The organism is Stenotrophomonas sp. YJH_SMC_65 (assembly GCF_059369475.1).
In genome coordinates, this window is sequence record NZ_JCAFSR010000005.1 from 175,767 (window position 1) to 197,794 (window position 22,028).

The following is a 22,028-nucleotide window of genomic DNA, read 5'->3' on the forward strand; positions in this document are numbered from 1 at the left end:
CTGCGGAAAGCGATGCCGGCCAGCGGCCGGCACTACCGGCTAGCCGCGCTTGCGGAACATCGAGATCACCGCAAGGATCAGGAACACCACGAACAGGATCCAGGCGATGTTCGTTGCGGCGCCGGCAATGCCGGAAAAGCCCAGAACGGCGGCGATGATGGCGATGACAAAGAAAATGATGGCGTAATGCAGCATGGCGCTCCTCGCGGGTGGTCGAGCCTTGGATGGCGTGGGTCCATCCTCCCGATCCTGCGGTGTGCAACCAGTGACGGCGATCTATGCAGCAGATGAAGCCTTCAGCCTGCGCAGCCCTTCTTCGATGCTGACCTGCGGCACATAGCCGAAATCCCGGCGGGCCGGCTCCATGCTGTACCAGTGCGGCGTGCACAGCTGCTCGGCCAGGAAGCGGGTCAGCGGCGGCTCGCCACGCAGGCGCAGCAGCGGCCACAGCCGTTCGCAGACCGCGCCGATGCGATAGGCGGTCTTGAAACTGATCGCCTTGTCCACCGTCGGCGCGCCAACAGCGGCCAGCAGCCGGTTGACCAGCTCGCGCATGGGCAGCGGTTCGCCGTTGGAAATGAAGTAGGCCTTGCCCGCACACGCGGCACCCGGCGCCAATGCCTCGAAAGCGAGGAAATGCGCGAGCGCGGCGTTGTCGATGTAGGTGGTATCGACCTTGTTGTTGCCGTCGCCGACCAAGCGCAGGCGACCCTGACGTGCACGCTCGGCCAGGCGTGGCACCAGCTGCTGGTCACCCGGGCCCCAGATCAGGCGCGGGCGCAGTGCCACCGTCGCCAGCGATACATCGTTGGCGGCCAGCACGCGCTGTTCGGCGATCGCCTTGGTCGCCGCATACGGTGCCTGGAAGTCCTCGCCGTACGGCACCTCGTCAGCCCCCAGGCCTTCCACCGGATGCGTGGCGCGGTGGGTCACGCTGGGCGTTGAGGTGTAGACCAGCCGGTTGATGCCGTGCGCGCGGCATGCCGCAATGACATTGTCGGTGCCGACCACGTTGGCCTGGTGGTAGCTGTCATAGCTGCCCCAGGCGCCGGCCTTGGCGCCGTTGTGGAACACCGCATCGACGCCGGCCACCGCGTGCAGCACTGCCTGCGCATCGGCCAGATCGCCGCGGATCTGGCCCACGCCCATGGCCTGCAGTTCCGGGTAGTGGCTGCGGTTGAACGCCAGCACCTGGTGGCCACGTTCGACCAGCCCGCGGCACAGCGCCTGGCCAAGGAAACCACCACCACCGGTGACCAGGATCTTCATGCGCGCTTCTCCAGTTCGGCGCTGGCCCAGACGGCGAGCTTCTCGCGGCCGATCTTGGCGTTGTGACGGATATCGACGGGGAACGCGGGATGCATCAGGAAGTGCTGCAGGCCGGCCTCAGGGGTGCGCGCTGCGGCATGCGCACGCAGCGCTTCCTGCAGCGCCGGGCTGTCGCTCTGGCCACGCTGCAGTTCCACGCACAGCACCGGTACCTGCGCACCCGCCGGGCCAACGCCGACCAGTGCCGTGCGTGCCACGCCGGGCACGGTATTGAACACCGGCTCGACCTGTTCGGTGTACAGCGGCCCTTGTGCGGTTTCCACGCGATGGGTCTTGCGCCCGCAGAACCACAGCCGGCCCTGCGCATCGAAGTAGCCCACGTCACCCATGCGATGGACGATGCGGGTGCTGCCATCGGCCAGCGTCTCGCGGATCTTCGCTGCGGCCGTGGCCTGCGGGCGGTTGAAGTAGCTGTCGGTGGCGGTCGGGCCAGCCACCGTGATTTCTCCCACTTCGCCAACCGCCAGCACGCGCGCCTGCGACCAGTCGGCCAGCGGCGCGTCATCGATGGCGATGATGCGCACTTCGTTCGGGGCCACCACGCTGCCCACGCAGGTGCCGGCGCCGGCCTCGGTGGCCGCGCGGGTACGCTCCAGCTCACGCCCCTCGACCACCGCCACCGGCAGGCACTCGGTGGCGCCGTACGGGGTCCAGAACTGCGCATCGGCGGGCAGCAGGCTGCGGATGGTGGCGACCACGTCCGGCGGCACCGGCGCACCGGCCGAGGTCACCCGGGTCACCGTCGGCAACGGTCGGCCATGCCGGGCCAGCACCCGCATCAATGCCGGCGAGCCGAACAGCTGGGTCACGCCGAAGCGCTGGATGGCATCGTGCAGGCGTGCCGGATCGGCCTGCGCCGGCCGGGTCGGGTCCATGTCCGGGATCACCGAGGTCAGGCCCAGCGCCGGGTCGAACAAGGCAAAGGGCGGGAAGGTCGGCAGGTCCACGCCGCCCGCTTCCATGCCGAACGCGCTGCCCAGCAGCTGGATCTGGCCCACGAAGTGGCGGTGGCGGTAGACCACGCCCTTGGGCACACCGGTGGAGCCGCTGGTGAACAGGATCGCCGCCATGTCCTCGCCATCGGTATCGGCCAGCATCGCCCCGCCCTTGGCGCCGGCGCGCTCCAGCGCAGCCAGGCTGGTACCGCCCCAGCCGAGGCGGCGGCCAACGGTGACCAGGCGGGTCGCCGACGGCGCCCAGCGCAGCGCCAGCCGCGCCACGTGCGCCAACGGAATGCCGATGAAGGCCTGCGGCTGCGCCTCGTCCAGGCACTGTTTCAGCGCGCGCTTGTCGATGCCCGGATCGACCAGCACCGGCACCGCGCCCAGCTTGAACAACGCGAACATCAGCAGGAAGAACTCCGGCGACGGCCGCACCATCACCACCGTGCGCACTCCACGGCCGATCCCATAGCCGGCCAGGCCGGCGGCCATGGCATCACTGCGGGCGTCCAACTGGCGGTAATCCAGGGTGACATCGTAGGCGGCCATGCCGTTGCCGGCGCCCCGGCGGCCCGGGCAGCGGATGGCGATCTGGTCAGGGCGTTCACGCGCCAGTTCAGGCAGGCGCGCGGCAATGTTGCAGGGTCGGTTCATCCGTTCATTGTCGCCGCTTACGGAATTTCTTGCGCGGCGGCCCACTTCGTGGAAAATCCGCACCCTCGTTCCTGATTCCGACTGCCGCCCGAGGCGGCTTGCCCATGCAACATCCCTGCATGACCTGCGGCGCCTGCTGCACCCAATACCGCGTGGCCTTCCACTGGATGGAATCGGACGAGGTCACCCCCGGCGGCGTGCCGCACCAGCTGACCGAGGTGCTGGACCCGCACCGCCTGTGCATGCGCGGCACCCACTCCAAGCCGGTGCGCTGCGTGGCGCTGGACGCGCAGATCGGCGTGTACTCACGCTGCACCATCCACCCCAACCGGCCCAGCGTGTGCCGTGAGGTGGATGCATCGTGGGAGTACGGCAAGGCCAGCCCGCAGTGCGACAAGGCACGCATCGCCTACGGCCTGGACCCGCTGACGCTGGCCGACTGGCGCTGGCGCGATGACGCCGACAATGACGACGATCACCCGGACGACAACGGCAACAGCCCGTCCTCACCGCCGCAGGCACCGGTCGCGGCGTAGTAGTGCCGGCCGCTGGCCGGCAACCTCATGAACCCTTCGGGTGTGCCGACCAACGGTCGGCACCCACCGGAAGAGGAAGGGGTGGGTGCCGACCGTTGGTCGGCACACCGATCAGATCGGGTTGGCGTCCAGGAACGCGCGGATCTCCGGCACCAGCACTTCGTGCTTGTCTTCCAGCACGTAGTGCCCGGCGTCCTCGAAGGCATGCACCTGGGCCTGCGGCAACGCGGCCTGGAAGCCCTTCAGGAAGTGGTGGTCGAACACGAAGTCGCGCAGGCCCCAGCCGAGGAAGGCCGGTCGGTCGGCGAACGACGGCAGCGCCTTGCCGGCCCGCTCCAGCAGCGACCAGGCCTTGTCGGCCGGCGACAGCGGGATGTCCTGCATGAAACGGATGGTGCTGATCCGGTTGGCCCAGCTGTTGTACGGCGACACGTAGGCGCGGCGCACGTCGGCCGGCATCTTCCGCTCCACGCCCAGCCACGAGGCACCGGACGAGAACGCATTGAAGCTGCGGATGATCCACTCGCCGATCTTCCAGTGGCGGCCCAGCGCGATCTGCCACGGCATCGTCTTCGCCGCAGGCATCGGGAACGCGGCGGTATTGAGCACCACCAGGCGCTTGACCTGGTCGTGGTGCGACAGCGCCCAGCCGAAACCGATCATGCCGCCCCAGTCGTGCACCGCCAGGGTCACCGGGCCGGTGATGCCCAGGTGCTTCAGCAGCGCATCGAGGTCGTCAACGCGCGACTGCAGCGTGTACTCGTAGCGGCTGTCATCGGGCTTTTCCGACAGGCCCATGCCGATGTGGTCCGGCACGATGCAGCGGTATGTGTCCGACAGGCCGGCCACCAGCGTGCGCCAGTAGTAGCTCCACGACGGGTTGCCATGCACCATCACCACCACTTCGCCATCGCGCGGGCCTTCGTCGAGATAGTTCATCGACAGGCCGGGGCGAACCTCGAAGCGCTGCGGGTGGGCGGGGTAACCGGGAAGATCGCGCATGCGGAGCACCTAGGGAGAGTCGCGGCGCAATGTGGAGCCGAACCGATGCTCGGCTGCTCTCCGGTCCGCTGCGGAAGAGCCGCGCTGCGCGCGTGAGCCGAGCATGGCTCGGCTCTACAGGAGGTCGGGCAGCGGGCTGCTTACCAGACCACTTCAGCCATCGAGCAGTTCAGGCCGGAACCAATGCCCAGAAGTGCAATGCGATCGCCCTTCTTCAGCTTGCCCAGCTGCTTGAGCTTGCTCAGCACGATCGGCACCGAGGCCGGGCCGATGTTGCCGTGCTCGCCGAAGATGGTCATGACCTTCTTCGGGTCGATGCCGAAGTTCTTGATGAACGCAGCGGTGTGCGGCTGGCTGACCTGATGGATCACGAACTGGTCCAGCTCTTCCACGGCCCAGCCCAAGGCGATCTTGGCGGCGGTGAAGGTCTTCTGGGCCAGCTTGATGCCTTCGATCAGCAGCAGGCGGGTATCGGTGACCATGCGGTCCAGATTGCCCAGGCACAGCTGGTTCCACTCGGTGGCCGAACGGGTCACGCCACCCTTGTAGCGGGGTGCATCCGGCACCAGTTCCGAGCGCGCCATCACCATCGCGGCGGCGCCCGAACCGGTGGTCAGGGCGGCCAGCTCGTTGCGGAAGTCGTCGGCGGTGACGTCCGGGGCGGTCATGCGCTCCAGGGTCTTCTCGTACACCAGGTTGGCGGTCTCGCCATCCACCACCAGCGCGTAGTCGATGTCGCCACGCTCGATCATGCGCGCCGCGATATCCATGCCGTTGATGAAGGCCAGGCAGGCATTGGCGACGTCGAAGGTCATGCACTCGTCGCTGACGCCGAGGTTGCCCGACACGATCGAGGCGGTGGACGGCTCCAGGTAGTCGCGGCTGACCGAGGTGTTGACCAGCAGGCCGACCTGCGTCGCATCGATGCCTGCGTCTTCCAGCGCCTTGCGGCCGGCCATGGTGGCGGCATCGGACGCCAGCACGCCGTTGTCCCACAGGCGACGGGCATGGATGCCGGCGATATCGCCGAGCACGTCGGTGCGGATACCGAGGCGATCCAACGTCGGCTGCAGCCGCTCGTTGATTTCCTTGGTCGTCAGCGTATGCGGCGCATCAACGTGTGCCAGGCCGGCGATCGAGACATTCTTGAAGAGCATCGAGGTTAGCGCCAAGGCTCAGGCAAAAGGGGGCGCTATTCTATAACCCCCGGGGCCTTCACCGCATCTTTACGAATTCAGGCTTGGCCGTATGGTGAAGCGTTCAGCGCGGCGGGCACTGGAACGCGGCGAACCGCTGGCTGCCATCGGCGGGCGCGGCGGCGGCCTGTACGGCGTTGGCGCCGGCACTCGGGGCCTCGTTGCGGGCCAGGGTTTCCAGCTCTTCCTGCACGCGCAGCGGGTTGCGGTTGTAGAAGCCGACCTTGCTCTTCACGGTGACCACCACCTCGCCCTTGGCGATGCAGCCGGCCGGAACCGGACCTGCCGGCAACACGCGGGTCGCCTTGCCGGCCGGTTCGATCGGCACCCAGGTACAGGCAGTGACGGTGAGCAGCAGAGAGGAAAGCAGCAGAACGCGCATGGGCAGATCCTGGAAGGGTATGGGGCGATTCTGCCTGAACAGCCTGAATCGGGGGTAGCCGGGGCCGGGGTCAGAGCCTCCTGCGGGGGATCCGACCCCAGGTCGGCGGAGGGGTCGGATCCCCCGCAGGGGGCTCCGACCCCTTAAGGGGTTGCCGGCCAGCGGCCGGCACTACCGGGGGAGCCGGCCCGCCACAGGCGGGCCGGGTCGTGCCTTATTTCTTGACCGGGTTGCCCTCGGCGTCGATCACCGTCACCTCGCCCAGGTTCAGCGCGCGTACGGCCGCTTCGGTCTGCTTGAGGTCACCCACCACCACCCAGGTCAGGGCCTGCGGCTTGATCTCGGCAGCGGCCTGCTGCACCTGCGCCGGGGTCATCGCTTCGATCTCGGCCTTGCGACGCAGCACATAGTCGTCCGAGCGCTTGAACTGCACGATCGAACCGATGGTCGCGGCCACGGCACTGGCGGTCTCGTAGGCACCGGGCAGGCTGAGGGTCTGGATGTTGCGGATGCGGTTGACTTCGGCAGCGGTGGCCGGCTTGCTGCCGTCGGCGAATGCGGCGATCTCCTTGCGCATTTCCGCCAGTGCCGGGCCGGTCTTGTCGATCTGCACCGGCGCACTGGCCATCCACGGGCGCTGGCCCACCGAACTGGTCGCGCTGCTGCGCGCGCCGTACGACCAGTGCTTGTCCTCGCGCAGGTTCATGTTCAGGCGCGAGGTGAAGTCGCCGCCGATCACGCCGTTGGCAATGTCGAAGCGGGTCGAACTGGCGGCGCTGGACGGCGCCACCACCTGGCCGGCGAACAGGTTGGCCTGCACCGCACCCGGCTGGTCGATCAGGAACACGCGCGGGCCCTTCGGCAGCGCGACATCGGTGGCCGCCTTCACCTGCGGCGCCTCGCCGGTCGCCTTCCAGTCACCCAGCTGCTTGTCCAGCAGCGGCACGATCTCGGCCAGGGTGGTGTCACCGACCACGATCAGGGTGCCATTCTGCGGGCGCAGCCAGTCGTGGTGGAAATCAACCAGATCTTCGCGGGTCAGGCCGTTGATCGCCGCCTCGTCGCCGCTGCCGGTGAACGGGATGGCGTACGGGTGGCCCTTGCCGTACAGCAGCGGCGGCAGCACGCGCATGGCCACTGCACCCGGGTTCACCTTCTCCTGCTGGATGCCGGCGATCCAGGTCGCCTTGACCCGGTCGATCTCGCCCTGCTCGAAACGCGGTTCGCGCAGCAGGTCGCGGTACAGCGCCAGCGACGGTGCCAGGTTTTCCTTCAGCGCCGACAGGTCCACGCTCATCGAGTCCAGGCCGGCCGAGGCATCCAGGCTGGCGCCCAGTGCGTCTGCGGCGTCGGCGAAGGCCAGCGAACCGAGCTTGCCGGCGCCTTCGGTCATCAGGCTCATGGTGAAGTTGGCGGTGCCGGGCTTGCGGCCCTGGTCGGCGCTGAAGCCGCCCGGGAACTGGTAGCTGAACTGCACCACCGGAATCTCGTGGCGTTCGGCCAGGATCACCTGGGTGCCGTTCTTCAGCGTGGCGCGCTGCAGTGCCGGGAACTTCAGCTGCGGGAACTCGCGGGTCTGCGGCACGCCGGCCTTGCGGTCCACCTGTTCCGGCAGGGTGCTGTACTTCGGGTCCACCGCCGGCACGGTGAACGGCTTCGGCGTCTGGCTCGGTTCTTCCTTCAGCGCCACGCGCTCACCCGGTGCGATCACCAGGGTGTGGCTGCCCTTGTCCAGCCACTCTGCGCCCAGGCGACTCAGATCGGCGGCACTGGCCTTCTCGATGTTGGCCAGCGAGGTGCGGAAGCAACCCGGGTCGCCGGTGAACACCGCGCACTCGGCCAGCGCATCGGCCTTGCCGCCGAAGCCACCGATGCGCTCGATGCCACGGATGAAGCCGGCACGGGCGCCGGTCTTGGCGCGCTCCAGCTCGGCCGCGGTCGGGCCCTGCTTGATCAGGCGGTCCAGTTCCTCGTCGATGATCTTCTCGACCTTGGCCGGGTCCTGGCCCTGCTTGACGGTCGCCACGATCACGAAGTTGGAGCCCAGCTGCGACGTCGACAGGCCCGAGCCGATGCTGTCCACCAGCTTGTCCTGGTGCTGCAGGCGCTGGCTCAGGCGTGAGGACTTGGCGCCGCCCAGCACTTCGGAGAACAGCTGCAACTGGTCGATGTCGGCGGTGCCGACCTGCGGCACGTTCCAGGCGCGGTAGATGCGCGCCTGCGGCACCTTGTCGGTCATCGTCTCGCGGGTATCGGCACTGCGCTTGGCCACGTTCACCGCCGGCTGCGCCATGGTCGGGCCAGCGGGGATGCTGCCGAAGTACCTGGCGACCTTCTCCTTGGCGGTGGCCAGGTCGATGTCGCCGGCCAGCACCAGCACCGCGTTGTTCGGGCCATACCAGGTGCGGAACCAGGTCTTCACGTCATCCAGCGAGGCCGCGTTGAGATCGTTCATCGAGCCGATCACGCCGTGGTGGTACGGGTGGCCAACCGGATACAGCGCCTTGTTGATCTGGTCCCAGGCCTGGCCGTAGGGCTGGTTCTCGCCCTGGCGCTTCTCGTTCTGCACCACGCCGCGCTGCTCGTCCAGCGCAGCCTGGTCGATCGCACCGACCAGATGGCCCATGCGGTCCGACTCCATCCACAGCGCCATGTCCAGCGCGGTGGTCGGCACGTTCTCGAAGTAGTTGGTGCGATCGGTGTTGGTGGTGCCGTTCTGGTTGGTGGCACCGACCTGCTTGAACGGTTCGAAGAATTCGCCGTCGTGGTTCTCGCTGCCCTGGAACATCAGGTGCTCGAACAGGTGCGCGAAGCCGGTGCGGCCGGCCGGTTCATCCTTGCTGCCCACGTGGTACCAGACGTTGACCGCGACGATCGGCGCCTTGCGATCGGTATGCACGATCACGCGCAGGCCGTTGGGCAGGGTGAACTGCTCGTACGGGATATCGACCTTGGCCGGTGCCGCCGGCCTGGCGGCAAGCGCGGAGGTGGGCGCAAGCGTGCCCAGGGCGGTGCTGAGGGCGACGGCCAGCAATGCGGCGCGCGGGCGAAGGGCGAGAGACATATCCGGATCCTTGGTCACATAGGTGAATCCCGATCCTAGCCTGCGCAGGCAACGGCAGGAATCGGTCGCCAGTCACTGGGGGTGTTTGCCCTGAAGGCCATCCGGCCCGGCCCCAGCCGGGGGGCGTGAACCGTCACATGTGCCGGCTGAAGGCGTCCGGACAGTGTCCGCGGCACATCGAATGGACAGGTGTCCGCCCACCGGACACTTTTCGATTGATAAAAAACCCTTGTAAATCAATGAATAAAAGTTGGCACGGGGATTGCTTGGTACTTCCTGCGCCAGGAAGGGCTTCAGACGAAAGCTGACTGAAGACTGAACAAATGCAGGAAATCGAAAATTCTTCTTGCATCCCCAGAACTGGTGTACTACCTTACTACCACACCACTGATCACCAACACTAAACAGGCCCCGTCATGAACGCCAAGACCATTGCCATCGCCATCGCCCTGATCGCCGGCACCGCGGTTGTTTCGTCGGTGCAGGCCTCCGAATCCATCAAGACCCTGGCCACCGTGCAGGTTCGCCCGGCGGCCGACCAGCTGGCCCAGCAGGCCTGGGAACAGGCCAGCGGCATCCCGACCCTGGCCACCGTGGAAGTGCGCCCGAGCGCCGACCAGCTGGCCGAGCGCAACGGCTACGTCGCCGCCCCGGTCGCCGCCGCGATGCCGATCACCACCCTGGCCTCGGTGGAAGTGCGCCCGAGCCTGGAACAGCGCGTCGCCCTGGCCGCCGAACTGGAAGCCCAGCGCTACGCCGCCACCCTGGCTGCCGCTGCCACCAGCGTCGCCAACCAAGTGATCGTCAACCTGCCGGCCCTGCAGGTGCGTCCGAGCGCTGCAGACCTGCAGGCCCTGGCCACCGAAACCGCCCAGGTCCTGCTGCGCCCGTAAGCGGTGCCGCCCTGCCCAGCGCAGGGCGTGCGCCGTAGAGGCGGCCGCCGTCGCAGGTACACTGCGCCGATGAATGCCGCGCCCCAGTTCCACGTAATCCTGTTCCAACCGGAAATCCCGCCCAACACGGGCAATGTGATCCGGCTCTGCGCCAACACCGGCGCGCAGCTGCACCTGGTCGAGCCGCTCGGCTTCGCACTGGAAGACAAGCAGCTCAAGCGCGCCGGCCTGGACTACCACGAGTACTCGCGCCTGCAGGTGCACCCCGACCTGGACACCGCGCTGGCGCGGATCGCACCGAAGCGGTTGTTCGCCCTGAGTACGCGTGCCAGCGTCCGCTACGACAGCGTGGCGTTCGAAGATGGCGATGCCTTCCTGTTCGGCCCGGAAAGCCGTGGCCTGCCGCAGGACGTGCTCGATGCGCTGCCGGATGGCCGCCGCCTGCGCCTGCCGATGCGGCCGGGCAACCGCAGCCTCAATCTTTCCAACACCGTTGCCGTGGTGATGTACGAGGCGTGGCGGCAGCATGGGTTTGCCGGCGGCGCGTAAACCGCTCCGGGGTGGCTGTGGATCGCTGCTGGTGGGTGTGACCTGCTTCTGGTGGGTGCGGACCTTGGTCCGCACTGTTCCCCGGTCGCGTGCCGAAGGAGTGTGCCAACCAAGGTTGGCACCTACCAAAGACAGGTCAAGGCGGCTGCAGAAACTTCTGGAAAGATGTGCCAACCAAGGTTGGCACCCACCGGAACCAGGTTTCAGAACGCGTTGATGCCGGTCAGTTCGCGGCCGATCACCAGCTGGTGCACGGTCTCGGTGCCTTCATAGGTGATCACCGATTCCAGGTTCAGTGCATGCCGGATCGCCACGTGTTCGGTGGTGATGCCGGCCCCACCCAGCAGATCGCGACATTCGCGGGCGATGTCGATCGCCATGCGGCAGTTGTTCCATTTGGCCAGGCTGACCTGCTGCGGCTGCAGCTGCCCGGCTTCCTTCAGGCGGCCCAGCTGCAGCGCCAGCAGCTGCGCGGTGGTGATGCGGCGGGCCATTTCGGCCAGCTTGATCTGCGCGCTCTGGGTGGCCGCCAGCGGGCGGCCGAACAGCACGCGCTCCTTGGCATAGCCCAGCGCTTCATCCAGGCAGGCAATGGCCGCGCCGATCGGGCCCCAGCTGATGCCGTAGCGGGCCTGGGTCAGGCAGCCCAGCGGCCCCTTCAGGCCCTTCACGTTCGGCAGGCGGTGGCTGTCGGGCACGCGCACGTCATCGAAGAACAGCGCGCCGGTCAGCGACGCGCGCAGGCTCATCTTGTGCTTGATCTCCTGCGTGGTGAAGCCGGCCATGCCCTTCTCCAGCACGAAGCCCTGGATGCCGTCCTCGGTCTGCGCCCAGACGATGGCCAGGTCGGCCACCGGGCCGCTGGTGATCCACATCTTGCTGCCGCTGATGCGCCAGTCGCTGCCGTCGCGCACCGCGCGGGTCTTCATGCTGGCCGGATCGGAACCGCCATGCGCCTCGGTCAGGCCAAAGCAGCCGATCAGTTCGCCGCGCGCCATCGCCGGCAGCCACTGCTGGCGCTGTTCCTCGCTGCCGTAAGCGTAGATCGGGTACATGCACAGCGAGCTCTGCACCGAGACGAAGCTGCGCAGGCCCGAATCGCCGCGCTCCAGCTCCTGGCAGATCAGGCCATAGCTGACCGCACCCAGATCACCGCCGCCGTATTCGGCCGGCAGGGTGGCGCCCAGCAGGCCCAGCGAGGCGATCTCCGGCACCAGTTCAGAGGGGAAACGGGCCTGGTCGAAGGCATCGCCGATGATCGGCAGCACGCGCTCGTTGGTGAAGCGGGCGACGCTCTCCTGCACCGCGCGCTCTTCCTCATTGAGCAGGGAACGGACATCGAACAGATCGTACGGATGCAAAGCCATGGCACTCACGCGCAGTCAGGACCCGGCCATTGTCGGTCATCCGGGCAGAGCGTGCCGACCAGGGTCGGCACCCACCCGGGCCGCAGCCTTACGCTGCACCGCAGCAATCGTGACGTGAACATCGGCGATCTAGCTCGATCACGCGCGGCCCGGTACCCTGACACATTCAAACAACCGTTTCGCTCGTGGCTGCACGCGCGATTCCCAGGCACCGCCGGTGGCCCCGATGCCGGCCCTACCCACGAGTCATGCAATCGATGAGCGCTGAAGCCAACGCCCTGCCCCCGCGTGAAGTAATGGAATTCGACGTGGTGATCGTCGGCGCCGGCCCCGCCGGCCTGGCCACCGCGATCCGCCTGCGCCAGCGCGCGATCGAAGCCGGCCGCGAGTTGTCGGTGTGCGTGCTGGAGAAGGGGTCCGAACCAGGCGCGCACGTGCTGTCTGGTGCGGTGATGGATCCGCGCGCGCTGACCGAGCTGTTCCCGGACTGGGCCGAGCGCGGCGCACCGCTGAAGCAGAAGGTCACCCGTGACGAATTCCTGTTCCTCAGCGAAACCGGCGCGCGCAGCACGCCCAACGCGCTGCTGCCGGAGTGCTTCCACAACGAAGGCAACTACATCATCAGCCTGGGCGAAGTGACCCGCTGGCTGGCGCAGCAGGCCGAGGCGCTGGAAGTGGCGATCTTCCCCGGCTTCGCCGCAGCCGAGGTGCTGTACGGCGACAACGGTGAAGTGATCGGCGTGGCCACCGGCGACATGGGTATCGAGAAGGATGGCAGCATCGGCCCGGCGTTCGAGCGCGGCATGGCGCTGCAGGCGAAATACACGATCTTCGCCGAAGGCGCGCGCGGCCATCTCGGCCGCCAGTTGATCGCGCGTTACACGCTGGACGAAGGCAAGGACCCGCAGGCCTACGGCATCGGCATCAAGGAGCTGTGGCAGATCGACCCGTCCCGGCATGAGCCGGGTCTGGTGGTTCACGCCGCCGGCTGGCCGCTGGACAGCGACACCTACGGCGGCGCGTTCCTGTACCACGCCGACGGCGGCAAGGTCGCCATCGGCTACGTGGTAGGCCTGGACTACAGGAACCCGTGGCTGAGCCCATTCGAAGAGTTCCAGCGCTTCAAGACCCATCCGTCCATCCGCAAGCATCTGGAAGGCGGTACCCGCATCGGTTACGGCGCGCGTGCGATCACCGCCGGTGGCCTGCTGTCGCTGCCGAAGACGGTGTTCCCGGGCGGTGCACTGGTCGGCTGCGAGGCCGGCTACCTCAACGCCAGCCGCATCAAGGGCAGCCATGCCGCGATCAAGACCGGCATGCTGTGCGCCGACGCCGCGTTCGACGCGCTGGCCGCCGACCGCCAGCACGATGAACTGAGCGCCTACCCGAAGGCGTTCGAAGCCAGCTGGCTGTTCACCGAACTGCAGCAGGCCAAGAACTTCAAGCAGTGGTTCAAGAAGGGCCAGACCGTGGCCACGCTGATGACCGGCGTCGAGCAGTGGCTGCTGCCGAAGCTGGGCGTGCGCAACCCGCCGTGGACCCTGCACCGCACGCAGCCGGATCATGCCTGCCTGGAACCGGCCGCCAAGCACACCCGCATCGCCTACCCGAAGCCGGATGGGGTGCTGACCTTCGACCGCCTCAGCTCGGTGTTCCTGAGCAGCACCAACCACGACGAGAACCAGCCCAGCCACCTGACGCTGAAGGACCCCAGCATTCCGGTGAAGGTGAACCTGGCCGAGTACGCAGGCCCGGAAGCCCGCTATTGCCCGGCCGGTGTGTACGAGTTCGTTGGCGAAGCCGACAACGCGCGCCTGCAGATCAACGCGCAGAACTGCGTGCACTGCAAGACCTGCGACATCAAGGATCCGACCCAGAACATCGTCTGGGTGACCCCGCAGGGCGGCGGCGGCCCGAACTACTCGGGCATGTGATCGCCCCGGGCTGCGACCGTGTGTCGCAGCCCGACCGCTCCACCGCACCGCTATCCTGCCCACCCATACGTGCCTGCCGCCTGCTCACCGCCGTTGCCGTGGCCCTGCTTGCCACGGCCTGCCAGCGCCCGCCCGCGGTGCCGGCCACGCCCGAACAGGCCCGGCAGCAGGCCATGCAGCGCGCGTTCGAACTGTGTGCCGGCTGCCACACCGTGCAGCCCGGTGGCATCCACCGCTTCGGACCCAACCTGCACGGCGTGATCGGCCGCCGCGCCGGCAGCCTGCCCGACTATGGGTATTCCGACGGCATGCGCCGCGCCGACATCACCTGGACCGCACAGACGCTGGATACCTTCCTGCAGTCACCCACGCACCTGGTGCCGGGCACCCGCATGTACAACGCCTTCCCCAGCGCAGAACGCCGCGCCCTGGTGATCGCCTACCTGCAGCAGCAGTCGGCTCAGTGAGCCAGGCGCTGCAGCTGTTGCTGCAGCCGCGCCACGAACGTCGTTACGGTGGCGAACAACGGCGCCGTATCGGCCTCTGCCGCATCCTGCAGGCGCTCGACCAGGGCATTGGCCTGCTGGGCCAGTGCCGTGGCCCCGATCGCCCCGAGCCCGCCGGCCTGGCGATGCAGGTGCAGCGCCGCAGCCTGGCGGTCGCCAGCCTGCACGGCGCGCTGCGCGGCGGCCAGGTCACCCTCGCTGGCCTGCAACAGGCTGTCGCGCAGCTGCTCGGCCACCACGCGCGAGCCGAAGCGCTGCTGCAGGGTGGCCAGATCAGGCAATGCTTCACCGTCGTCGGCGGCAACCTCCGGCACCGGCACCTCGAACGACTGGCCCTGGGCCTGCGGCAGCCAGCGCAGCAGCGCCGCACGCAGCGTGGCCAGCGACAGCGGCTTGGCCAGTACCTCGTCCATGCCGGCCTCGCGGCAGCGGCGCGCATCGTCGTCCAGCACGCTGGCGGTCAGCGCCAGCACCGTCAGCCGCGGCTGGCCGGTACGGCCCTCGCGTTCGCGCAGCAGGCGGGTGAAGCCAAATCCATCGAGTACCGGCATGCGGCAGTCGGTGATCACCAGGTCGAAGCTCTCCGACGACAGGCGATCCAGCGCCTGCTGGCCATCGCCCAGCAGCACATGGGGCACGCCCAGCTGCTGCAGCCGCCACGCCATCATCGCCTGGTTGGTCGGGTGGTCCTCGATCACCAGCACCCGCGCCTGGCGCAGCGCGGCGGGCAGCAGCGCGGACTGGTCCTGCTCGGCCAGCAGTGCCGCCGCGTCCTCGCTGCCGGCCTCCACCAGCGATACCCGCACTTCGGCGCGGGTTCCTTCGCCCAGCGTGCTGTGCAGGGTCAATTCGCCCTGCATCATCTGCACCAGTCGCTGGCAGATGCTCAAGCCCAGGCCAGTGCCGCCGTGGTCACGCTGGATGTAGGCACCGGCCTGCGTAAAGGGCGCGAACAGGTGCTGCAGTTGTTCCGGTGCGATGCCGATGCCGGTGTCGGTAACGCTCAGGCACAGCGGTTGCACGCCGTCTTCGCTGGTCGGCCCCAGCACCTCCAGCTGCAGGCGCACCTCGCCCTGTGCGGTGAACTTGATGGCATTGCTGAGCAGGTTGAACACGATCTGGCGCAGCCGCACGCCGTCCACTTCGTGGGCCGGCGCCAGCTCGGGATCGATCTGCACGTGCAGCGCCAGGCCACGCGCGCTGGCCTGGGCCGACAGCAGGCGGCACACGCTCTCCAGCAGGGGCCGCAGCGGTTGCGGCACCGGTTCCAGGCGCAACGCCCCTGCTTCCAGCCGCGAGTAATCGAGGATGTCATCGAGGATCTGCCGCAGCATCTGGGCCGAATCCTCGATAACGCCGAGGATGCGCTGCTGTTCGCTGTCCAGCGGTGAGTGCGCCAGCACCTCCAGCATCCCCAGCACGCCACTCATCGGCGTGCGGATCTCATGGCTCATCGTGGCCAGGAAGCGCGATTTGGCCTCGGCGGCCTGCTCGGCGTCCGCCTTCGCCGCCGCCAGGGCATCGGCCTGCATCCGCGCTTCGCTCACGTCCACCCAGTAACCGCTCCAGATCACCGCGCCCTCTTCGGCGGCATAGGGGTGGGCCTGGCTGCGCACCCAGCGCACGCCCTCCCCATCGCTGCGCAGGCGGAACTCCAGGATCAATGGGGCGAACTGGCGCGCGGCCTGCTCGATGGAGTGCAGGATGTGCGCGCGGTCCTCTTCCTCGATGCGTTCCAGCAACACCCTCGCATCCTGTTCGGCCTGCTGCCGTGTAATGCCGAACAACGCAGGCAGGTCACCGGCGATGAACGGGAAGCTGAGCGCGCCATCGGCGTCGCGACGCGCCTGATAGACCACTGCAGGCAGGTTGTCGGTCACCTCGGCCAGACGCTGCTCCAGCTGGCGACGTCCTGCCACCTCGCGGCGCAGCCGCCAATGGCCGACGCCATGTACCAGCAGCGCGGTCAGCAGCACCAGCAGCACCGGCACGCCCCACCGCAGCACCTTGTTCCAGTCGACACCGTTGCGGTACTCCACCCCCAGCCAGGCATTGCGCAGGGCCTCGCGCTTGCGTGGGGTCATCTGCAGCAGCAGGCGATCGAAGGTGGTAGCCAGTGCCGCGTGGCGGCGGTCCACAGCCAGCACCAGCTGGTCGTTGAAGCCGGCCGGTGCCGCCACCTGCAGCCGCCCCGGGAAACGGCTGCGCAGCAGGTGATCGACCACGGCAAGGTTGCCGATGTACGCATCGGCGTCGCCAGCGAGCAGGCGCTGCAGCGACTGCTCGGCGCTGCGTGCAGCGATGATCCGCGCCTGCGGTGCCTGCTGCAGCACGTAGCCGCGCACACGCTCCGGGTCGGACAGCAGCACGCGCTTGCCCTGCAGGTCAGCCAGGCCCAGCAGCGACTCGCCATCGCTCCTGACCACAATCACGTTCGGCACGCTGATGAAGGGCTGGCTGAACACCCAGTCCGGGCCCAGGTACCGTGAATCGACAGGAATGCCCATCACCGCCTGCAGCTCACCGCGGCGGGCCTTCTCGCGCACCTCGTACCAGTCGTGGCTGTCCTCGACCTGCAGGTTGGCACCGGCCTGCATCAGGCGCTGCAGGTATTCGCTGGCCAGCCCGCTGGGCCGGCCATCCTCGCCGGTGAACGACAGTGGCGCGGCATTCGGGGCGAAACCGATCTTCAACGGCTGCTCCAGCACGCGCTTCTCGGCCTGGCTCAGCGCCAGCTGCGCCGATGCCGACCAGTGCGGCGGTGGCAGCCATCGTTGTGCGAGGGCATCACGCTGGGCCTGGCTGGTGGCCGCCAGCGCCAGGTCCAGGGCTTCAGCCAGGGGTTGCTTGCTGTTGGGAATGCCGAAGTGCAGCCGTTCAGGGGGCAGGTCGCTGGGCCGCAACAGCGCCACGCCCTGCAGGCGCCGGCTGGCAATCAGCTCGGTGGCGACAAAGGCATTGCCGATGTAGACGTCGGCCTTGTCGTCTCTGACCATCTGCAATGCGCTCAACGTGTCGTTTACGACAAGCTGGCGGGCACGCGGGAATCGGGCGCGCACCTGCGGACCGGTCAGGAAATCCTGCTCGACCACCACCCGCAGACCCTCCAGGTCGGGCATGTCGGAGGCACGCAGGTCGTCCGGCCGGCCCACCAGGGCCAGCGGCGCTTCGCTGTAGGCCGCGGTATAGACCATGCAGCGGGTGCGGTCGGCACTGAGGCCGACATTCATCACCACGTCGATCTCGCCACGACATGCCGCATCCAGCACGGATGTCCAGTCCGGATAGCGGCGCGCCTCGACCTTCATGCCGAGCTGGCGTGCAAGATGCGACAGGTAGTCCGGTCCCAGACCGACCTGCTGGCCGTCACGGAGGGACTCGAAGGGCGGCCAACCGCTGTCATACTGCCCGACAACGATGGTCGGATGCGCCACCAGGTATTCGCGCTGCAACGGGCTGAGCGGCAGCAGCCCAGGGGCCGGCTGTGCCTGGGCCACGGGCAGGGCCAGCACCGCCAGCAGCAGGAGCAGCCCGCGAACAGCCCACCTACGCATCTGCGTCGATCTCCTAGAATCCTGCCAGGGACCGCGATGGTCGCGGCCCGGCGTGCCCGATGGCCATACTAGAGCATGAGCTTGCGCATCATCATCGCAGACGATCACCCGGTGGTCCGCATCGGTACCCGCGCCGTCATCGAGTCGAGCGGCGTGGGCCGCGTGGTCGGCGAGGCCGACAGCGCGCAGGCGCTGATGACCCTGCTCGCCAACCAGCCCTGTGACCTGCTGGTCACCGACTACTCCATGCCGGGCAGCCCGCAGGCCGATGGCTTCGCCATGATCGGCATGATCCGCCGCCGGCATCCGGACCTGCCGGTGCTGATGCTCAGCGTCTCCAGCAACCTGGCGATCCTGCGCATGGTGCTCGACAGTGGCGTGCTCGGTCTGGTCGACAAGAGTTCGTCAATGGACGAGCTGCCGCAGGCCATCCAGTCGGTGTACCGCGGCCAGCCCTACATCAGCCGCAGCCTGCGCGAGCGGGTGGACGCGGCCGGCAGCTGGCGCATGCGCGAGGGCGACGGCAAGCCGTTGTCACCACGCGAAGTGGAGGTGCTGCGACTGCTCGGCACCGGCATGACGGTGAAGGAGATTTCGCTGCAGCTGCACAAGAGCGTCAGCACCATCAGCCGGCAGAAGGGCGACGCCATGCTCAAGCTGGGGTTGAAGGGCGACGCCGAATTGTTCGACTACCTGCGTGATGGCAAGATCTGAGACGCACTTCACATCACAGACCCGGCTGCCGCCCCCCTCTTTGACGGCCTGCGGATCTGTGCCAAGATGGACAGGCATGAGTTCTCAATGCGAGGTCGAAGGAATCGACCGGCTCATGTCCTCGCTCCCGTCCGTGGTGGATGGGGTGCGGCTTCCTGCCGGCCGTCTGGCCCGGCAACGCTGACCATGGAGAGGCGCATGCAGTCCCCCCCCGAGCTACGTTGGACCCTGCCGTTGCGGCCCCTGCGCGCATTCGCGGCATGCCTGCTCGTCTCCCTTTCCGCTGCCGCCTGCAGCGCCGCCGATCCGGCCCCCTCGTCCTCCCGGCCTGCGCCTGCGCAGGCTGCCAAAGCGCCCCGACAGGATGTTGCCCCGATGCAGAACCCCTCTCCCGATGCCGCCGTCACCCCGCCCGACGCGCCGTCCGTGATGTATTTCATCTACCAGGTGGATGGCGATGGTGCGACGTCCTATGAGGTCCAGAACGGCAGCGTGGCGACCTTCTGGTTCGGCCACCGCTTCACCCTGGACGGCACCACCTACTACACCGGTTTTTCCTGGGACACCCGCGAGCATTACGGCAAGCCGGGCGAACAGCAGCCGGCCGGCCCCGACGACCGCGCCAATCTGGCCGAGGCCACCTTCGTGCTGGCCGGCGGCGACGCGAAGAAGCCGTGGAAGTTCCGCGGCCAGGAATGGACCATCGGTGCGCTCGGCGCCTACGACAAGGCCGACGACGTCGATACCCGGCGCAAGCCGATCGAACACCGCACCGCCGACGGCCGCCTGCTGCTGGCGGTGCCGACCAGCAGCTTCGACCGCGGCATCAGCAGCAGCGGCTACGCCCTGCTGCTGTTCAACCCCAAGCGCAGCGAGGACGACCTGGACAGCAAGGTCTGGCGCTACGTCGGCTCGGTGCGCACCGGCGAAGACAACAGCGCGGCCTGCGACGACGGCAACGTGATGCCGTGCACCGACAGCGATGGCGAACTGGCCTTCGTGGCCGATGGCAACGGCCTGCCGCAGCTGACCGTGACCTTCAAGGGCACCACCATCGAAGCCCCGGGCAAGACCCGCGCGCTGGGTGCCGGCGACACCGTGCACTACCGCTTCGACAGCAAGGCCCAGCAGTACATCGCGCCCTGATTTCCATCCGCCGCAGGCGGGTTACCTGTTGACCGACATGTTCTTGACTCACGGATGAGTCCGGTTGGCGATTCGCGGCATCGGCCGCTCCATCAACCCCGAGGAAAACGTCATGGCACAGCATGACTACAGCAAAAAGGAAGTCCTGGACATCGTCGAGCAGGTCGCCCGGCAGAAGGGCATCCCGGTCGATGACTTCATGCGCTTCGCGCACATCGAGACCGGCGGCACCTTCAACGAGCGCGCCCACAACACCTCGACCGGCGCCAAAGGCCTGTTCCAGTTCGTGCCCGGCTCGGCCCGCCAATACCACCTGACCGGCCACGAATTCGACCCGACCCGCAACACCGAAGCCGCCGCGCAGATGTACCAGGACAACCTGGGCTCGATGGCGCGCCGCAATGAGCGCACCGGCCACCCGTACCTGTCCGGCGGCGACACGCCGACCGGCCTGGACCTGTACCTGGCCCACCAGCAGGGCAGCGCCGGCTATGGCTCGGTGCAGACCGCGATCGCCACCGGCACCTTCGGCGTGGTCCGCAACGGCCATGGCGAAGAGATCAACATGCGCCGCAACGTGCTCAACCAGATCGGGTCCGATGCCAAGGCGCTGACCGGCCACACCCTGGCCGAAATGCGTGGCATGAACGACGGCGACCTGGCGCGGACCTTCTCCAGCTACTACATCCACAAGTACGCAGCGATCAGCATCCCGGAAAAGCACATCACGCCGCAGACCGTGGCACCGGGCCAGGCCCAGGCTCCAGGCACACCTGCGCAGACCGCCGCAGTGGGTGCCGCTGCGGCCACGCTGGCGGCGACCGCAACGGCTCCTGCTGCGCCGAAGCCGGGCATCGAACTGCACGCCGCGTACGACGCTGGCGTGAAGTACGACGATGTGAAGTACGCCATCAACATCCCGGGCCACGCGCTGTACGTGCCGGGCAAGACCGGCAAGAACGTGGACCAGGGCTACATCGATTGCTCCGGCTGGGTCGGCACCCTGCAGAACCGGACCATGGACGAGATCAACCAGAAGGCCGGGCACGCTGTCTTCAGCAAGGCCGACCGCATCGACCTGGGCAACCTCGGTTCCGGCGGCATCGTGCACAAGGCCGTCGAACAGTCCGGCGTGCTGCTCGAGCGCGACGCCATCCTCAAGCCCGGTGCGCTGAAGGAAGGCATGGTCATCGGCCTGGATACGGCCAGGACCCGCCACGAGCACTGGAATGGCATCGACCACATCGTGATGGTGGTGCGCGACCCGAACACCGACAAGCTGCTGATCAGCCAGTCCACCGGCAGCAAGGGCGTGCACACCATGCCGGTGGAGGATTACCTCAAGCAGGTGAAGGACCACCCGCACTGGAAGCTGTTCGCGTCGGACCCGTTGTCCAAGGCGCGCGACCTGCTGGAAAGCCGCACCCAATCGCATGAGCAGACCCAGGGCAAGCCTGCGGCCGAACACAAGGCCGCTGCCGCCCCGCACGCCGAGCTGTACAAGCCGGGCGCGCACAGCGAGGGCGTGCGCAAGGTGCAGGAGCAGCTGGGCCACCTCGGCTATGCCGGGGCCGACGGCAAGCCGCTGGCCGAGGACGGCCGCTTCGGCCGCAATACCGAAGCGGCGGTACGCCAGCTGCAGAAGGACAACGGGCTGGTTGCCGACGGCATCGTCGGTGCAAAGACGCTGGATGCGATCAAGGAGGCCCGCGAGCGCCCGCTGCTGAACGACGAGCGGCACCCGCGCAACCCGATGTACCTGCAGGCCACCGAAGGCCTGGAGCGGATGCCGGCGGGCACCTTCAAGGACCGCCACGCGCTGGAAAGCGCCGCAGCGGCCCTGACCAGGGAGGCGCATGCCGCCGGCCTGCAGCGCATCGACGCGGTGGTGCCCAGCCCGAACGGTGAGCGCCTGTTCGCCGTGCAGGGCACGGTCGGTGACCCGGCGGCCAGCCGCGTTGCGGTGGAAACCCGCACCGCCAGCGAGCAGAGCATGGCGCTCAGCAGCGGCGCGGTGCAGGGCGCGCCGAACGTGCTGCACCAGCAGCAGGACGCGCAGCAGGAACAGACCCGCCAGGCGCAGAAGGCCATGGGCGTCTGAGCCCGCAGCGCCTTGCAGACCGGGAGGGGCCGCGCCATGCGCGGCCCTTTCCCTTTCTGCCAGCTGAGCGGTAAAAGCCACTTTCAGCCTTGCTTCATGCCGCCTGCCGCTAGATGAATGCGCAAGCCGCCCGGTAGGCCAGGCAATGTTCCGGCAATGT

At 67.9% G+C, this 22,028-nt stretch carries 17 protein-coding genes; 8 read left to right on the plus strand and 9 right to left on the minus strand.

The annotated features are described in order from the left end of the window. Positions 1–39: 39 nt before the first annotated feature. The 3 genes from AC5P7A_RS11250 to oleC form a co-directional block, all read right to left on the minus strand. Positions 40–195 (minus strand): DUF1328 domain-containing protein, encoded by a 156-nt coding sequence (locus AC5P7A_RS11250; protein ID WP_005407633.1) that lies wholly within the window; start codon positions 193–195, stop codon positions 40–42. 81 nt (positions 196–276) lie between these two features. Beyond that, entirely contained in the window at positions 277–1,269 is a 993-nt protein-coding gene (gene oleD, locus AC5P7A_RS11255) for a 2-alkyl-3-oxoalkanoate reductase (RefSeq protein WP_014645546.1), read from the minus strand. Continuing rightward, a complete protein-coding gene (gene oleC, locus AC5P7A_RS11260) occupies positions 1,266–2,924 on the minus strand; it encodes an olefin beta-lactone synthetase (RefSeq protein ID WP_041862955.1) in 1,659 nt (552 codons plus the stop codon). The genes oleD and oleC overlap by 4 nt, the downstream gene beginning before the upstream one ends. Before the next feature lie 104 nt (positions 2,925–3,028). On the opposite strand from oleC, the gene AC5P7A_RS11265 reads away from it, so the two are divergent. Beyond that, positions 3,029–3,460, plus strand: a complete 432-nt coding sequence (locus tag AC5P7A_RS11265) for a YkgJ family cysteine cluster protein (RefSeq protein ID WP_029380125.1) — start codon at positions 3,029–3,031, stop codon at positions 3,458–3,460. Positions 3,461–3,571: 111 nt separating this feature from the next. Here the strand turns inward: AC5P7A_RS11265 and AC5P7A_RS11270 are convergent, their stop codons facing one another. The 4 genes from AC5P7A_RS11270 to AC5P7A_RS11285 form a co-directional block, all read right to left on the minus strand. Next, the gene (locus AC5P7A_RS11270) at positions 3,572–4,462 is read right to left on the minus strand and encodes an alpha/beta fold hydrolase (protein WP_262225351.1); all 891 of its coding nucleotides are present in this window, start codon (positions 4,460–4,462) and stop codon (positions 3,572–3,574) included. Positions 4,463–4,602: 140 nt separating this feature from the next. Beyond that, positions 4,603–5,619 carry a 3-oxoacyl-ACP synthase III gene (locus AC5P7A_RS11275; protein ID WP_014035559.1) on the minus strand — a complete coding sequence of 339 codons (1,017 nt, stop codon included), beginning with the start codon at positions 5,617–5,619 and terminating at the stop codon, positions 4,603–4,605. Positions 5,620–5,722: 103 nt separating this feature from the next. Continuing rightward, a complete protein-coding gene (locus AC5P7A_RS11280; RefSeq protein ID WP_005407628.1) occupies positions 5,723–6,040 on the minus strand; it encodes a DUF4156 domain-containing protein in 318 nt (105 codons plus the stop codon). A 214-nt stretch (positions 6,041–6,254) separates the two neighbouring features. After that, positions 6,255–9,104 carry a M16 family metallopeptidase gene (locus tag AC5P7A_RS11285; RefSeq protein ID WP_495220140.1) on the minus strand — a complete coding sequence of 950 codons (2,850 nt, stop codon included), beginning with the start codon at positions 9,102–9,104 and terminating at the stop codon, positions 6,255–6,257. Between the two features lie 416 nt (positions 9,105–9,520). Here AC5P7A_RS11285 and AC5P7A_RS11290 point away from each other — a divergent pair, with 416 nt between their 5' ends. Further along, positions 9,521–9,997: an XAC0231 family protein gene (locus tag AC5P7A_RS11290; RefSeq protein WP_014645542.1), complete on the plus strand. Its 477-nt coding sequence runs from the start codon at positions 9,521–9,523 to the stop codon at positions 9,995–9,997. A gap of 69 nt (positions 9,998–10,066) precedes the next feature. After that, positions 10,067–10,546, plus strand: a complete 480-nt coding sequence (locus AC5P7A_RS11295; protein WP_014645541.1) for a tRNA (cytidine(34)-2'-O)-methyltransferase — start codon at positions 10,067–10,069, stop codon at positions 10,544–10,546. Positions 10,547–10,749: 203 nt separating this feature from the next. On the opposite strand, the gene AC5P7A_RS11300 is transcribed toward AC5P7A_RS11295, so the two are convergent. Then, on the minus strand, positions 10,750–11,913 hold the full coding sequence (locus AC5P7A_RS11300; RefSeq protein ID WP_032962241.1) for an acyl-CoA dehydrogenase family protein: 1,164 nt from the start codon (positions 11,911–11,913) through the stop codon (positions 10,750–10,752). Positions 11,914–12,170: 257 nt separating this feature from the next. Between AC5P7A_RS11300 and AC5P7A_RS11305 the strand changes: the two genes are divergently transcribed. Together AC5P7A_RS11305 and AC5P7A_RS11310 are read left to right on the plus strand one after the other, a co-directional pair. After that, a complete protein-coding gene (locus AC5P7A_RS11305; protein WP_041862952.1) occupies positions 12,171–13,847 on the plus strand; it encodes an electron transfer flavoprotein-ubiquinone oxidoreductase in 1,677 nt (558 codons plus the stop codon). 65 nt (positions 13,848–13,912) lie between these two features. Then, positions 13,913–14,314, plus strand: a complete 402-nt coding sequence (locus tag AC5P7A_RS11310) for a c-type cytochrome (RefSeq protein WP_014645538.1) — start codon at positions 13,913–13,915, stop codon at positions 14,312–14,314. Here AC5P7A_RS11310 and AC5P7A_RS11315 read toward each other — a convergent pair. After that, complete coding sequence (locus tag AC5P7A_RS11315; RefSeq protein WP_495220141.1) at positions 14,308–17,907, minus strand: ATP-binding protein; 3,600 nt, start codon at positions 17,905–17,907, stop codon at positions 14,308–14,310. The genes AC5P7A_RS11310 and AC5P7A_RS11315 overlap by 7 nt on opposite strands. Positions 17,908–17,982: 75 nt before the next feature. On the opposite strand from AC5P7A_RS11315, the gene AC5P7A_RS11320 reads away from it, so the two are divergent. The 3 genes from AC5P7A_RS11320 to AC5P7A_RS11330 all read left to right on the plus strand — a co-directional run bounded on the left by AC5P7A_RS11320 (position 17,983) and on the right by AC5P7A_RS11330 (position 21,868). After that, a complete protein-coding gene (locus AC5P7A_RS11320) occupies positions 17,983–18,621 on the plus strand; it encodes a response regulator (protein WP_014035550.1) in 639 nt (212 codons plus the stop codon). Positions 18,622–18,996: 375 nt separating this feature from the next. Beyond that, positions 18,997–19,767 (plus strand): hypothetical protein, encoded by a 771-nt coding sequence (locus AC5P7A_RS11325; RefSeq protein ID WP_049441770.1) that lies wholly within the window; start codon positions 18,997–18,999, stop codon positions 19,765–19,767. A gap of 112 nt (positions 19,768–19,879) precedes the next feature. Further along, a complete protein-coding gene (locus tag AC5P7A_RS11330) occupies positions 19,880–21,868 on the plus strand; it encodes a peptidoglycan-binding protein (RefSeq protein WP_032959398.1) in 1,989 nt (662 codons plus the stop codon). The last annotated feature ends 160 nt before the right edge of the window (positions 21,869–22,028 follow it).